The organism is Symmachiella dynata (assembly GCF_007747995.1).
GTDB classification, from domain to species: Bacteria; Planctomycetota; Planctomycetia; order Planctomycetales; family Planctomycetaceae; genus Symmachiella; species Symmachiella dynata.
The window spans coordinates 3725877-3738606 of sequence record NZ_CP036276.1 but is presented as its reverse complement, the minus strand read 5'-3'; the positions used below and the strand labels follow the sequence as shown (position 1 = coordinate 3738606).

Below are 12730 nucleotides of genomic sequence, written 5' to 3'. Positions count from 1 at the left end.
GGTAAAATGAGCGTTGTTACGACAACCCATCCCCCCGAGCAAGGATGCTCCGATGACGAGGATACCAGATGCGGTGCACGAACTGTTAGACGAGTTTTCCAAAGGTTTCACACCATCGGTGTGGCAACGGTTTTCGAGCCTGTTGATTGCGACCGTCATGGTTCGGGGAAGGCGCACCATCTGGCGGCTGATTTGTTGGTCGGGTGCGCGATCTACGGGCCACTTCAGTTCTTATCATCGTGTGTTTTCGCATCGACGCTGGTCGAGTCGCGCGTTGGCAAAAATTAGCCATGGCCATCGTGAAGCGTTTTGCTGCCGAGGGGCTTCTGGAGTTGGCCGGCGATGACACGGTGAGTCAGCACCGTGGTGAAAACGTGTATGGCAAAGGCTGTCATCGCGATGCCGTTCGGTCGAGCCATCAGCACCTGGTTCATCGCTGGGGGCACAAGTGGGTGGTTTTGGCTTTGCGAGTCCAGGTTCCCGGGGCGACACGAACTTGGGCTCTCCCGATGTTGATCGCCTTGTATCGCACGCCGAAAGAAAGTCGAACGGCGGGCGTTGTCCACAAGACGCCTCCCGAGCTAATGCGAGGCTTACTGGCGGTCTGGATGCGGTGGTTTCCCCAGCGGAAAACAGTCTTTGCAGGCGATGGCGGCTTTGCCTCGCATGAGTTGGCCAACTTCGCTTCACGTCATCGCAACCGCTTGACCTTGGTCAGTAAGTTTCCGCCAAAGGCCGTTCTACACGATCAACCGCCACTAAGAAAACCTCGCCAAAGTGGTCGCCCACGCGTTGTGGGAGAGCGATTACCGAGTCCCCAAGACGTAGTCGCCTTGACCAACAAACGCAGGCGTTTGACCGTGAAATGGTACGGCGGTGGAACACGGCGCATCGAGGTTCTCTCTGGCGTGGGTCACTGGTATCGACAAGGCCAAGGCTTGGTTGCGGTGCGTTGGCTCTACGTGCGCGATTTGACCGGCGACCATCGAGACGAATACTTCTTCAGCACGGAGATTCGCATGAGTGTCCGGCGCATTGTCGAAACGTTCGTCGGCCGCTGGGATATTGAGGTGACCTTTGAAGAAATGCGTGAGCATCTTGGCTTGGAAACCACACGCGGTCGATGTCGCAATACGGTGCTTCGTGTCGAACCATGCTTGTTTTGCCTGTACACGCTGATCACCTACTGGTTCGTGCACTTGCCCAAAAGAAACCAAGAAACGATTCATGTCACCTGGGTGGGCAAGACGTCAATTACCTTTTCTGACGCTCTGGCCGGCGTGCGGTACAATGCATGGGACGATTACCTTTTTCAACACGAGAATCACAGCACGCCCATTGAAAAACTCACCAAGCAAAAGAAACACACGATACTCAACGCCTTGGCGATTGCCTCCTGATGGCAAAAGTCGAGGTAGCAGCCCGTTGAAAAACCCCCGGCACCTTCAAATCTGAAATGCAACAAACGCCTCTTCGTCATTCATCAAACAACACCTCGTGTGGCGTGCGGTAGCCTAAACATTTGGCTCTTCGGCGAATTTCATGGCTACGCAAACGACATCGCCGGTTCCAGATTCAGGCTGCCGCAGAAGAACAGGATGCGGATGCGGTAGTTTTCGAAGTTTCGAAAGCCCCGTGCGGCGGATTTGATGGCTTGGATGCGGCTGTTGAATCCTTCCACAGGACCGTTGCTGATCGGGTGCCGAAACCACGTCACCAGATTGTCCAAATGCCGCTTGAGCATTCGTCCCACTTTGATCATGCTCCGAAGCGCTCGCCATGAACGCCGGCCATATGTCGTATGCGCTTCACGAAGTGCACTGTTGGTTTAGCGGGCGTAGGTTCGTTTGGTTTGGGGGTGGGTTTTTAGCCACTGATCTGGTAGTAGCGGGATGAGGTGTTTGGTTCGCGGGGTGCCTGTTTTTTCATCGAGTGAGAGTGTCGGTATCTTGCTGAACAAATCGTGAAGGTAGGCGAACGGTTCCACCCCGTTGGATTTGCAACTGGCGATCAAGCGCTTACAAAAGTATCGCAATTTATCGCGAAAGTTGAAATCTTTTCCGATGCCGCACACTCGATAACTCGATCCCGCCTAGTAGCTTCGCTAACTCGGTGGCCGACAGCGTGACGCGCGCAACTTCTGGGGAGACAGCCGGGATTTCAAACGTGCCCGCTTCGAGCCGTTTGTACCAAATCGCCAATCCGTCGTCGTTCCAGTACAACAACTTCACGCGATCGCGACGGCGATTGACGAACACAAACAAGCCGCCGGCCAAAACATTTTGCTCAAGATGTTCTTCCGCCAACCGCAACAAACCGTCGAAGCTTTTGCGCATAACCGTGTCGAACGCCTACGATCGTCGTCGGCCCTTACGCACTTCTTCTGGCTACCTGCTCGGCTTTTCGCCGCGTGAAAGCGCTCCCGCGTTCACGATGTCGGTAGATTTGGTGAAGAGGCAAAGATTCACCAGATTTCGGCCCGACATGCCTTGATGTGGGCGGCCATTTGAGGCTCAGTGTCACACACGGTTAACGGGTTTCGAGAGCCACCAACCTGCGGTTTCTCATTTTTTTAAGGAGCACTCACATGCCACTCAACATTCACAAAGAGGTAGCCGCCATGCGGCGCATGACGTCCCGCGAATTGCGGACGCGTTTCGAAGAGCTGTTCGGCGAAGCTTGCCGGTCCAACCACAAGACATGGTTGATCAAACGGATTGCCTGGCGGTTGCAGGCCAACGCTGAGGGGGACTTGTCGGAGCGCGCACGTCGGCGAGCGACCGAATTGGCCAACGACGCCGACCTACGTCTCAAACCGCCGCAAGGGCACGAGCTGTCCGAACCATCGACAGCAACAAAAAACGTTCCTCTTCCGCAAACACACGACCAGCGGATTCCCATGCCGGGAACGGTGCTGACCCGTAACTATAAAGGAGGCTCGATCAATGTGACCATTCTCGACGACGGGTTCGAATACGAAGGGGAGACGTACAAGTCGCTATCGGCGGTCGCCAAGGCGATCACCGGCTCGCATACCAACGGGTTTCTGTTCTTTCGCCTGGACGGGAAAGGAGCTAGCCGATGAACAGCAATTGCAAAACTTCTACCATCCGCTGCGCGATCTACACCCGCAAATCGACCAGCGAGGGACTCGACCAAGATTTCAACTCTCTCGACGCACAGCGTGAATCGGCCGAGGCGTTCATTGCCAGTCATCGGCACGAAGGTTGGCAGGTGCTAGCCGACGATTATTCCGACGGGGGATTTTCGGGAGGCGACATGCAGCGGCCCGGTGTGAAACGGCTGCTACAAGACATCGAGGCGGGCCAGATCGATTGCGTCGTGGTCTACAAAGTCGACCGGCTCAGCCGCAGTCTCCTCGACTTCGCCCGCATGATGCAAAGCTTTGAGACGCACGGTGTGTCGTTTGTCTCAGTTACGCAACAGTTCAATACGACGCATTCCATGGGGCGGTTGACGCTGAATATTCTGTTGTCGTTTGCCCAGTTCGAGCGGGAGATGATCTCCGAACGGACACGGGACAAGATGGCGGCCGCTCGTCGCAAAGGAAAATACGTGGGCGGCCCACCGATCCTGGGCTACGACATCATCGACACGAAATTAGTCGTCAACGATGCCGAAGCGGAACAGGTCCGCACGATCTTCGCGTTCTATTTGGAGCACCAGTCCTTGTTGTCGGCAGTCGCCGAGGTGAATCGTCAAGGTTGGACGACAAAACGCTGGGTCACCAAAAAAGAGACCACGCGCGGCGGGCGAGCATTCGACAAGACTAGCCTGCATAAGCTGCTCACGAATGTGGCCTATAGCGGCAAGGTCCGCTACCAACAGACGATCTACGACGGACAACATGCGGGGATCGTTGATCCTGCTACGTTTCAGCGTGTGCAGCATTTATTGCGACTGAACCGCACCAATAAAACTGCCGCGGCACAGAACGGCTATGCGGCACCGCTGAAGGGACTGTTACGTTGTGCCCCCTGCGGTTGCCACATGTCCCATGCACACACCGTCCGCAAAAAGACCCGCTGCTACCGCTATTACGTTTGCAACAAGTCACAAAAGCTAGGCCGGGCCGCTTGCCCCTCCCAACCGGTTCCCGCCGCCGAGATCGAGCGGTTCGTCGTCGACCAAATTCGCGAGATTGGTCGCGACCCCAGGCTGGTCGCCGACACATTGGCCGCCCTGAGCGCGGAATGGGAGACAGACCAGCAATCCTTGGACGACGAAGCGCGGGAATTGTCGCGGGAACTAGGACGACTTGCGGGCGAAATGGAACGCTGGGCGGCAGTCGATGATCAGCGTCGTCTAGCGAACGCCCAACAGCAGGTGGCGGCGGCCGAACGCCGGTTGGCGGAGATCCGCAACGAATTGACCGAATTGCAGCGCGAGCACCTAACAGAAGCCGACGTCCGCGCCGCATTGGCGGGTTTCGATCCGCTTTGGGACGGTCTCTCCATGGGGGAACAAGCGCTCCTGCTGCAGGATTTATTGAAGCGGGTTGATTACGACGGACAGGAGGGAACGATCGGCGTAACTCCTCCCCGTGCCAAACCCTCCTCGTAACCATGCTCTTTGGACCTGTTTTTTGAAACCCAGTAGTAGCAAGGGTTTACAAAAGTTCGAGTCCGACACGGTGGCTCGAATCGTAACCAACCCTCTTCGAACTTTTTGAAGTTGGTTAACAGCCCGCGCGACATTTTGCGGCGGCAATCTGGGCAGGCTTTGCGGACCAGCGATGGTCAATGCGTCGGGAGGGCTCATTTGGGCTCTTCAACCGGGTGCGGCGAGCGTCTCAGCGGTGTATCAATAGTTTTGAACACCCCCAGGAAACCGCTGTATTTGAAGGGATTCTATCACAATGGGACGGGTTTTCCAGCCGCTACTGTTTCTGCTCGCACGATGCACCCGTAACGAACTGATCCGGCAGGTCGAGTGGCTCAAAGCGGAAAACGAAATGCTCCGCAAACGCGTGGGCAAGAAGCGGATCTTCCTCGAGCCAGAGGAGAAGGCGCGGCTGATGAAACTAGGGCAGGGGATCGGGTCCGACCTCAAGCATCTGATCACGATCGTGTCGTACAACACATTTCTGAGTTGGCTGCGAAAAGAGCGGGGCGGTCATAAGCCCAAGAAGATGGGCCGGCCGCGGACCGCCGAATCGATCCGCAAATTGATCGTGAAGATCGGCTCGGAGACCGGTTGGGGCTACACCCGCATCATGGGGGAACTCAAGAAGTTGGGCCTCAAACCACCGTCTCGCAACACGGTCAAGAGGATCATGAAATCGCATGACCTCGATCCAGGCCCGAACCGCGGACCGGATAGCTGGCATGAGTTTCTCAAGCGGCATGCGGAAACACTTTACCAGTGCGATTTCTTTTCGAAACGCGTCTGGACCAAGTTTGGCCCGCGACAGTACTTCGTGTTGGTATTCCTACATATAGGCAGTCGCAAGGTGTTCGTGACGAAATGCACGCGGAAACCGACGACGGAATGGATGAATGAGCAGGCCCAGCGATTTGTGGAACACGTGAAATCCACAGGCCAAGAAGCCACGTTGATATTGCGCGATCGGGACAGTCTTTACCGCCAGGACTTCGACAAAGTCCTGCGAGATGCTGGCATCAAGGTGAAGAAGAATAGCGTGCGGGCTCCCAACCTACAGGCGCACATCGAGCGGTTTATCCAGAGCCTGCAACAGGAGGCGTTGGATTATTTCATCGCGTGTGGCCCAAAGCACTTTGACTACTTAATTTCAGAGTACATCGAACACTACCACACGGAGCGACCGCATCAGGCTATTGGCAACTTTCTGCTCACAGGAGACTGGCCGGGACCGAAAGATGATCCGCCCGACACCATTCTGATTGAATGTCGGACAAGACTGGGTGGGCTGCTCCGCCACTACGAGCGACGCGCTGCCTGATTTTCAATCCTGCGATTATTCCGTTCTGACAGTGAAGTCTGCAGACAACCCGATACTCACGGCGTGCCTGATCCTTCTAATTGGTGGACGAACAGAACAGTGTCGGGCACAGTTGCACGTGCCAATTCAATCAAGTGTTCGTGATGTGTGAAAAAAATCACTTGTGTCTTACTCGATAGCTCCGCAAAAACCTGTAATGCAGCTGCTGCACGCACATCGTCGAACATGATTAACACATCGTCCACCACGAACGGCAAATGTCGCCCGGAACTGATTGACGCCTCAAGCACGGCCAGTCGGAGGGCAAGGTACAGCTGGTCACACGTCCCTTCACTCATGCCATGCACGTACACCAGACGTCCGTTTTCGGCGCGAACTCCTACAATGACCGCTTCGCCCTTATCGTTGAATTCAGCTCGCAGGCCGGAGAAAGAGTTCAGAGTCAGCCGCGCAAACAAATCACTAGCTCGCTCCAGGACGGGCCCCTGACTACTTTCACGATACCGCTCAATGGCTTGTTTGAGGACCACTGATGCCAGATGTAGCCGTATAAACTCCTCCGCGTCTTGGCGGATCTCCGACACCAGCAATTCCGCCTGCTGCTGGGCCTCGGCTGCCAGCGACTGGCCATCCATTCGCTGCAACTCGTTTCGGTTTTCGCCAATCGACTCATCGGTGATCCGCCGTTCGTTTTCGAGCGACGCAATGCAGTCATCTAGTTTCCCTTTCTCAGCACGAACGGCGTCGACGTCATACTCGGATACCGATTCAGCGAAATCATGCAGAGAAACGCCGGCAGCCAAGTCCGTCAATCTAGAATTTACTTCTGCGATCTGCCGCTCAAGTTCAGTCCTCTGACCGGCCCGCCGTTCTATTTCAGGAAGCTCATCGACGGAATTGGCACCCGCCAAAGTGCAAAGCTCCTGAAGATGCTGCTCGGCATCACGCCCATTGGAACTGGCATCGTTGAGCCGCTTTTCCGCGTCGCTTAACTGTTGCTCCAGTCCCTCCTGTTTCACGTGGTCTTTTTCCGCTCGTGTCAATCGATCGAAGAGATCATCTACCGAACTGGCAATCGGGCTATCCAGCAGGTCGGGTGCCACAGCTTCCACCAGCACTCGTACGTCGTCTGCAAATGCGGTTGATTCGTTGTCAACGCCGGTAATGCGCTCTTCGAAACGGTTTCTGTCTCGTAATTCTTCCTCCAACTTCGTAATCAGCTGCAGAATGCTGTTTGCGACGTCTGGGTCTGACGCAGCTGTCACGTCCAACTCCGCAATTGCCTGTTCCCACTCACTCTGCCATTCTTCGGCAGCGTCAACCGCTTGTGCCAAGGCCTGTTCGACATTCTTTAGCTCTTTCACATTGCGATCTAATTCCTGCGCACATTCCCTGCGAATGCGGTTGTCTTCCTCAATCGAATCTGCAATTTCCGTGCACTGATCTACCAATGATCGTAGACTGCCACCATTCGCTTCCGGTGACTTACCGAGCGAGGCAAGGCACTTTACGAGGCTGTCACGGCAATCTTTGATGTCTGCAGAAACAGATTCCACTTCAAGTCGATACGTCCGCAGAGTCCGTGAAATAACTGTCAGTTCCTCATGTGAGCGAAGCCAAGATCGCATTTCTCGTGGCGGCAATGGGCGAATGCCGACCGCTTCCCATTGTGCTTCCCAGTCTTTTTGAAGTTCCGATCGGACTCCTCGCCTATCGTCGCATTTCTCACTTTGCGTCCGCTGTTGACTCTGATTGCTGTCAATGTCAGCCCGCAACTGCGCCAGTCGCAATACCCGATCTGCTTCACGTCGCAGCCGGTCACTGATCTCATCAGCCTGTGACACGCTTGCATGAAACGCATCCTGTAGATTTCCGTCCGGGGCGAACTCGTGAATGAACGATGCCGTTTCCGGCATCTCGGCAGGCTGTGTGCCGTCGAGTATGCGGACCAGCAGGTTCCAGCCTTCATCGCGTCGGCGTCGGGCGCTTTCTAGTTCCGCTTCCGTCGGAACACGTTGCTCAAGCTCTAGCGACTTCTGCTCCCTCGTCAGCTCTTCATTTTCCTGCTGCAACTTATCCAGGTCATCCATCGCCTGCTGGAGTGAACGATCTGCGTCGTGAAGCTCGCCCTCAAATCGTTCGATCGTATCAATGGCCGGAATGGGCAACTGTTCCAATTCGTCGAGTTGTCCCCGCCAGAGTCGCAGTTGAGAGAGTTTTCGTTGCGCGTTGTCTTCCTCGGTCGATGCTGATTCTTCGGCTTGCTTTAACTTCTGATCGAGCTGTCCTCGCTCGGCGACGTCGCGAAGCGTTCGACGCAGCGGCCGGGTGTCTGTATCGGGAGGCAGCGCAGCGATCCTCTCCTGATTGGACTTCAGTTCGCGTTCGAGAGTCGCCTTGCGGCTCCGTGCACCATTGAGTTCCGTTTGTACGGCCACATGACGCTTTGCCAGCGACTGAATCCTCTGGCTGAGTATGCTACTGACTTTTAGATGCTCTGCTGCCGTGAGATCGAGAGGTTTGCCGAGCTCTCCGAGAATCTCAACGACTCGTTCTTCCGCACTCTGCTTTCGTGTGATTAGTGCCGGACGATCCTTCTGAGCCTTTTGCCAAGCTCCGAGTCTGTCTTTGAGCTCATTGATAGTTGTTCGCTTTTCCAGCAATCCCGTCGGCAGGACAATCGCGTCGATTTTCTCACGCAGCGATTCGATGTCGCGCTGTGCGTCACGCTTGCTGCTTTCCGCATGCCGACGTGTTACGACCAGCTGGCTTCGAGTTTCTGAAAACTCCTTGGGCAGCCGCGGTGCATCCACGACAGATTCAAATGCGACCGTGAGCTCTTGCTTCTTTCCGATCAAGGGAAGTGCACTTTCCACCCGATCCAGATAACTGACACGCTTCCTGTGCGTGCCCAATTCGGCGTCAATTTCGTTTCTACGCGTTTCGGCGTCTCGAACTGCCTTGTCGAGGTCTCTCCATCTGGCTGTCGGCAGCAAATGCGTCCTAACGCGCTGTGTCGCCTCTTTCAGTTTGCCAGTCGCTTCATTAATTCGTTGTTTTGACCCACGCGGCTTAAAAAGCTCCTCCGCATCGATTTCGAGCTGCTTCTGAATGCGTCCCAGATCGGCCACTCCGGCGCCGGCCGAAAACAAAAGCTCGCCGAGATCACCGCTGCCATGCGCTACTGCGTGCCCGCCGCGTCGCAGCTCCTCGTAATCAACACCGAACCGGTGACTAAACGCAGTCTCGTCGACTCCTCCCAAAACACGTGACAGCTCTACGTCGTCGATGACATCGGTGTCATCTGCAGCTCGTATAGTTTTGATGCGTCCTTTTCGTCTGATAAATTCCAATCGTTTGCCATCGTGTTCGAGCACTCCTCCGATCCGCATGTCGGAGTACTGGTGAACGAAGTCGTCAGTGCTGTTGTGGGGTATACCATACAACCACTGCCGCAACGCCCGCAGAGAGGAACTCTTTCCGGCCTCGTTGGGGCCATAGACGATGTGCAACCCAAACTTGCCATCGTCCGGTGACAGAGTCACATTTGTGAATGGCCCAAATGCTCGAAGATCGAGTCGCAACACCTTCATTCTTTCGGCTCCTCGCTCAATCGCTGAACCAGAATCGCCTGCACATCGTTCATCACCCCAGTCAAGAAATCTGTTTTGTCTAGCAGAATGGCATCTGGGCCACGCAACACGTCGTCCGGCAGCTTTTTCCTTAACTCCGAGAGCGCAGTCGACAAGGCCTGCAGCGAACTTGGATTGCCCCGCAACTCCTCAATATATTGTACGAGTTCTGCAAGCGGTCCGTCAGTCTCCGAAACGTCGCTGAGAGAAGCCGGCGGTGATGTCCGGAATTCGACTTTTTCAATCCAAGCCCGATTCCCGGTTGCCGACATGGCTATCGACCGAATCTGGTTTGTCGCGTCGACCTGATCGGAAAGTAGCGCCTGATGCGCTGGTGTTGCTCCGGAAAGCGTCACGCGTACTGCAAGAGGTTTACCTTCGTTTCCATCAGCCAGCTCCACCAAAGCGTCATTGCAACGATCAAGCACTTCTTCCTTGGACTGAGTGTCTCGCACGTTTACAAGCACTTGTTCCCATCGGGCCACGTCGAGTCCGTAGAAGTCGAGTTGGCAGCCTCCGGATGATTCCGTGGTCACGACGTAACAGCCTTTGGGGCCCGGTTCTCGAATGTGCCGTCCTTGAATGTTCCCTGGAAAAACCACGAACGGATCATCGCAAAGAATCGCCCGCGTGTGGACATGTCCGAGGGCCCAATAGTCGTATCCTTTTCTACGAAGGTCGTCGAGAGTGCACGGAGCATACGGTTCATGCCCTTCAGCGCCAGTTAAAGATGTGTGAAGCAGCCCAATGTTAAACATCCCAGGTTTCTTTTCAGGGTAATCACTCGCGAAATTGTCATGTTCAGCCGCATTGGCAAAGGACCTGCCGTGGATCGCGACACCAAGCTCTTCAAGTCGCGGCGACTTCGCTGTCTCAGCCTTCCTGTGTGACAGGCGCGTCACATTAACCGGTAGTCGCAACTCGCGGGTCATCTTGTTGGCCGCGTCGTGATTTCCGTTGATGAGTACAACTGGTATATTTGCGTCGTTTAGACGTGCCATTTGGGACACGAAAAACAAGCCAGTGTTGTGGTCTTTCCAATCGCCGTCGTAAACGTCACCGGCAATCAACACGAAATCGGCATCTTCGTCGATTGATATTTCGACCAAATTCTGCAACGCTCGTCGCGTCGCACCTCGCAGTTCGTCGACGGGGGCTCCGTCGTAACGAGACAAACCACATAAGGGGCTGTCGAGATGGATGTCGGCTGCGTGGATGAACTTCATACGCGTGTCTCTTCCATTGGGTCTATCAACCGTACGTTCTCAATTTACGTTGAGGCCGTATTCACGGGTGTGCAACCGCTCCTTCCACGAGGACTCCAAACGAATGACTTCGTTGGCCTCGGAGTCTGGCGACACTCGCTGTAAAATTGAGAATTGAAAAAAAGTACAGTCTCGTTGACGTAGAAGTTTATTGCCACCATGTCCCGTTGCTGCATAATTGAGCCAGCGTCCCAAGATATTCTCGCTGCCGTATGCGGAGCCGACATACCCTTTGCCATCTGACTCATCAAAAATGTAATAGACACCTCGCCACTGTCCCATCACGGCTTTCCAGGTAGACGGCAATACCGGCAATTCGTCCCATGTCAGAATCAATTCATCCCAACTCGGCATCTTCTCGTCGAGCAGACTCTGCTCGTGAATTGCGCCGATAGGGATAGTATTGCGTTCGGCCCAACGCCACCAAGATCGCTCATTACCAGGCCATGTGATGACGAGCTTTCCCTTCCATGCGGAATAAAACTCCGTCAACGGAAGATTGAACCAAAGAAACTCTTCCCGTTTTGTTTCAAGCATCCCAAACGTTTGGAGTTGTTTGGCACCAGGCATTTTCCAAAACTTCTGACGTGGGTATTCCTTCCAATTGACGACCTTGTAGAGTCCAACAAAAAGACCTTTTGAAGGTTGATGACCAATAAACGAAGCCACGTATTGAGCCCGTTGCATCGATTTTTCCAGACGGGGACCTTGCGACTGCTGATAGGCGTTATAGGTATCGGGATGTTCGGCAGCGAGCCACGGGAGTACTTTTCTCAATTCCGGCTCGATCGGTCGATGTCGCATCACAATCACAGACTTGGGGTCGATGCCGTGCGATTTGAAAAGATCATTTAGTTCCATGAATTACTCCACTGGCGTGGCCAATCCTTCTTCGGTTGAACAGCCCCAACTGTTAGAGATCGCCGAGGTGCTGTTCATGTTTTTCCTCCTCTTCGAGGTGTCCCATTTCTTTGCTCCAGTATTCCACAGCGAGTGAAATCTCGAAATTATCTCCGTGGAGCACTAGGTCTATGCAGGTGTCCTCGGTTTCCCATTGAGACTGCAGTGCCAGATGACCGGCAGCAACTGCGCGACCCCAATCGGACTCATCATCTTGAAAAAGTGAGTCCAACCAGACGAAATCGCTATGTTGTCCGCTTGAAGTGACGGGGCGGCCGTATTTTTTCAACAACAATTCTTTCAATTTGAAATAGTCATCAAGGTAGAGGTTCTCGTTTGAGTGTTCTTCGAGGATGGAGTATTTTGCCCTAACGCAGATCTCTCTGGCAAATACGTAGATGATGCGGCACGGAAAGTCTGCAATGCGACCTTCATAAAACAACGCGCCGGAATGTTCATGAATAGGTTCCGACGCTTCACTGTCCCGCACTTCACGTTCTGAGTACCCCCACCGAATTTGCCGAAAGGAATTCTCCAACGTACTTTGAGGTCTATTTGAAGACACGACGGCAATCGACGTCGACTTTTCATCAGAATCTTTTTCCAGAACCGGAGTAGCGACCAAATGCCAAGTACCATCATCAAATAGTTGTACCGATTTCCCACTCTCCGTCACGGCACTTTCTACCAATTGCCGGACCGCGCTCTTCTGAGAATTACTACGCTCAGGTAACGAATTCTTGGTGTGCCCCGAATCTGCGTCGACCCCAGGTTGACCGTCAGGAAAAGTCAATCCCTTGACCTTGCGGGCTGGCTGCCATTTTTCCATATCATTTCTGCGGACGAAATCATCAGGATTCAGATATCCGTCGCGGGCCAATTGCAACAACGTCTTGGGAGATACTGGCCCAGATTCTTTACCATTATTTTGAAAATACCACTCGAACGCCATGTCCGCCTCCGACACATTTCTGGCTTCACGAATTTTC

The 12730-nt window shown here is 54.2% G+C and carries 11 protein-coding genes; 4 read left to right on the top strand and 7 right to left on the bottom strand.

All coding sequences use genetic code 11. From position 1 onward, the window contains the following. Window positions 1–203 precede the first annotated feature (203 nt). Window positions 204–1400 carry an IS701 family transposase gene (locus Mal52_RS14350; RefSeq protein ID WP_476718296.1) on the top strand — a complete coding sequence of 399 codons (1197 nt, stop codon included), beginning with the start codon at window positions 204–206 and terminating at the stop codon, window positions 1398–1400. Window positions 1401–1546: 146 nt separating this feature from the next. Here Mal52_RS14350 and Mal52_RS14345 read toward each other — a convergent pair whose 3' ends face one another. From Mal52_RS14345 to tnpB, 3 genes are all read right to left on the bottom strand, one after another. Further along, window positions 1547–1762, bottom strand: coding sequence for a transposase (locus Mal52_RS14345; protein WP_145376887.1), 216 nt, complete (start codon window positions 1760–1762; stop codon window positions 1547–1549). A 66-nt stretch (window positions 1763–1828) separates the two neighbouring features. Further along, a complete protein-coding gene (locus Mal52_RS30520) occupies window positions 1829–2074 on the bottom strand; it encodes a transposase domain-containing protein (RefSeq protein ID WP_145376886.1) in 246 nt (81 codons plus the stop codon). After that, complete coding sequence (gene tnpB, locus Mal52_RS14335) at window positions 2037–2336, bottom strand: IS66 family insertion sequence element accessory protein TnpB (RefSeq protein ID WP_145376885.1); 300 nt, start codon at window positions 2334–2336, stop codon at window positions 2037–2039. Before tnpB ends, Mal52_RS30520 begins: the two co-directional genes overlap by 38 nt. A 251-nt stretch (window positions 2337–2587) precedes the next feature. Between tnpB and Mal52_RS14330 the strand changes: the two genes are divergently transcribed. From Mal52_RS14330 to Mal52_RS14320, 3 genes are all read left to right on the top strand, one after another. Further along, window positions 2588–3085: a DUF2924 domain-containing protein gene (locus Mal52_RS14330; protein WP_145376884.1), complete on the top strand. Its 498-nt coding sequence runs from the start codon at window positions 2588–2590 to the stop codon at window positions 3083–3085. After that, a complete protein-coding gene (locus Mal52_RS14325) occupies window positions 3082–4584 on the top strand; it encodes a recombinase family protein (RefSeq protein ID WP_145376883.1) in 1503 nt (500 codons plus the stop codon). Before Mal52_RS14330 ends, Mal52_RS14325 begins: the two co-directional genes overlap by 4 nt. Window positions 4585–4879: 295 nt before the next feature. Further along, window positions 4880–5944: an integrase core domain-containing protein gene (locus Mal52_RS14320; protein ID WP_145376882.1), complete on the top strand. Its 1065-nt coding sequence runs from the start codon at window positions 4880–4882 to the stop codon at window positions 5942–5944. Window positions 5945–6000: 56 nt separating this feature from the next. Here Mal52_RS14320 and Mal52_RS14315 read toward each other — a convergent pair whose 3' ends face one another. Genes Mal52_RS14315 through Mal52_RS14300 form a run of 4 tightly spaced genes read right to left on the bottom strand, consistent with a single transcriptional unit; the run spans window position 6001 to window position 12693 of the window. Then, the gene (locus Mal52_RS14315) at window positions 6001–9537 is read right to left on the bottom strand and encodes a YhaN family protein (protein ID WP_145376881.1); all 3537 of its coding nucleotides are present in this window, start codon (window positions 9535–9537) and stop codon (window positions 6001–6003) included. After that, window positions 9534–10802 carry a metallophosphoesterase family protein gene (locus tag Mal52_RS14310; RefSeq protein WP_145376880.1) on the bottom strand — a complete coding sequence of 423 codons (1269 nt, stop codon included), beginning with the start codon at window positions 10800–10802 and terminating at the stop codon, window positions 9534–9536. The genes Mal52_RS14315 and Mal52_RS14310 overlap by 4 nt, the downstream gene beginning before the upstream one ends. Window positions 10803–10841: 39 nt before the next feature. Continuing rightward, window positions 10842–11702: a GIY-YIG nuclease family protein gene (locus tag Mal52_RS14305; protein ID WP_145376879.1), complete on the bottom strand. Its 861-nt coding sequence runs from the start codon at window positions 11700–11702 to the stop codon at window positions 10842–10844. Between the two features lie 52 nt (window positions 11703–11754). Continuing rightward, entirely contained in the window at window positions 11755–12693 is a 939-nt protein-coding gene (locus Mal52_RS14300) for a DUF4339 domain-containing protein (RefSeq protein WP_145376878.1), read from the bottom strand. Window positions 12694–12730: the final 37 nt, after the last annotated feature.

What these genes read in the sequence shown, in the direction of transcription:
- Mal52_RS14305 (WP_145376879.1), bottom strand. Translation starts at nt 11,702, where the DNA reads ATGGAACTAAATGATCTTTTCAAATCGCACGGCATCGACCCCAAGTCT.
- Mal52_RS14300 (WP_145376878.1), bottom strand. Translation starts at nt 12,693, where the DNA reads ATGGCGTTCGAGTGGTATTTTCAAAATAATGGTAAAGAATCTGGGCCA.
- Mal52_RS14320 (WP_145376882.1), top strand. Translation starts at nt 4,880, where the DNA reads ATGGGACGGGTTTTCCAGCCGCTACTGTTTCTGCTCGCACGATGCACC.
- Mal52_RS14315 (WP_145376881.1), bottom strand. Translation starts at nt 9,537, where the DNA reads ATGAAGGTGTTGCGACTCGATCTTCGAGCATTTGGGCCATTCACAAAT.
- Mal52_RS14325 (WP_145376883.1), top strand. Translation starts at nt 3,082, where the DNA reads ATGAACAGCAATTGCAAAACTTCTACCATCCGCTGCGCGATCTACACC.
- Mal52_RS14345 (WP_145376887.1), bottom strand. Translation starts at nt 1,762, where the DNA reads ATGATCAAAGTGGGACGAATGCTCAAGCGGCATTTGGACAATCTGGTG.
- tnpB (WP_145376885.1), bottom strand. Translation starts at nt 2,336, where the DNA reads ATGCGCAAAAGCTTCGACGGTTTGTTGCGGTTGGCGGAAGAACATCTT.
- Mal52_RS14330 (WP_145376884.1), top strand. Translation starts at nt 2,588, where the DNA reads ATGCCACTCAACATTCACAAAGAGGTAGCCGCCATGCGGCGCATGACG.
- Mal52_RS14310 (WP_145376880.1), bottom strand. Translation starts at nt 10,802, where the DNA reads ATGAAGTTCATCCACGCAGCCGACATCCATCTCGACAGCCCCTTATGT.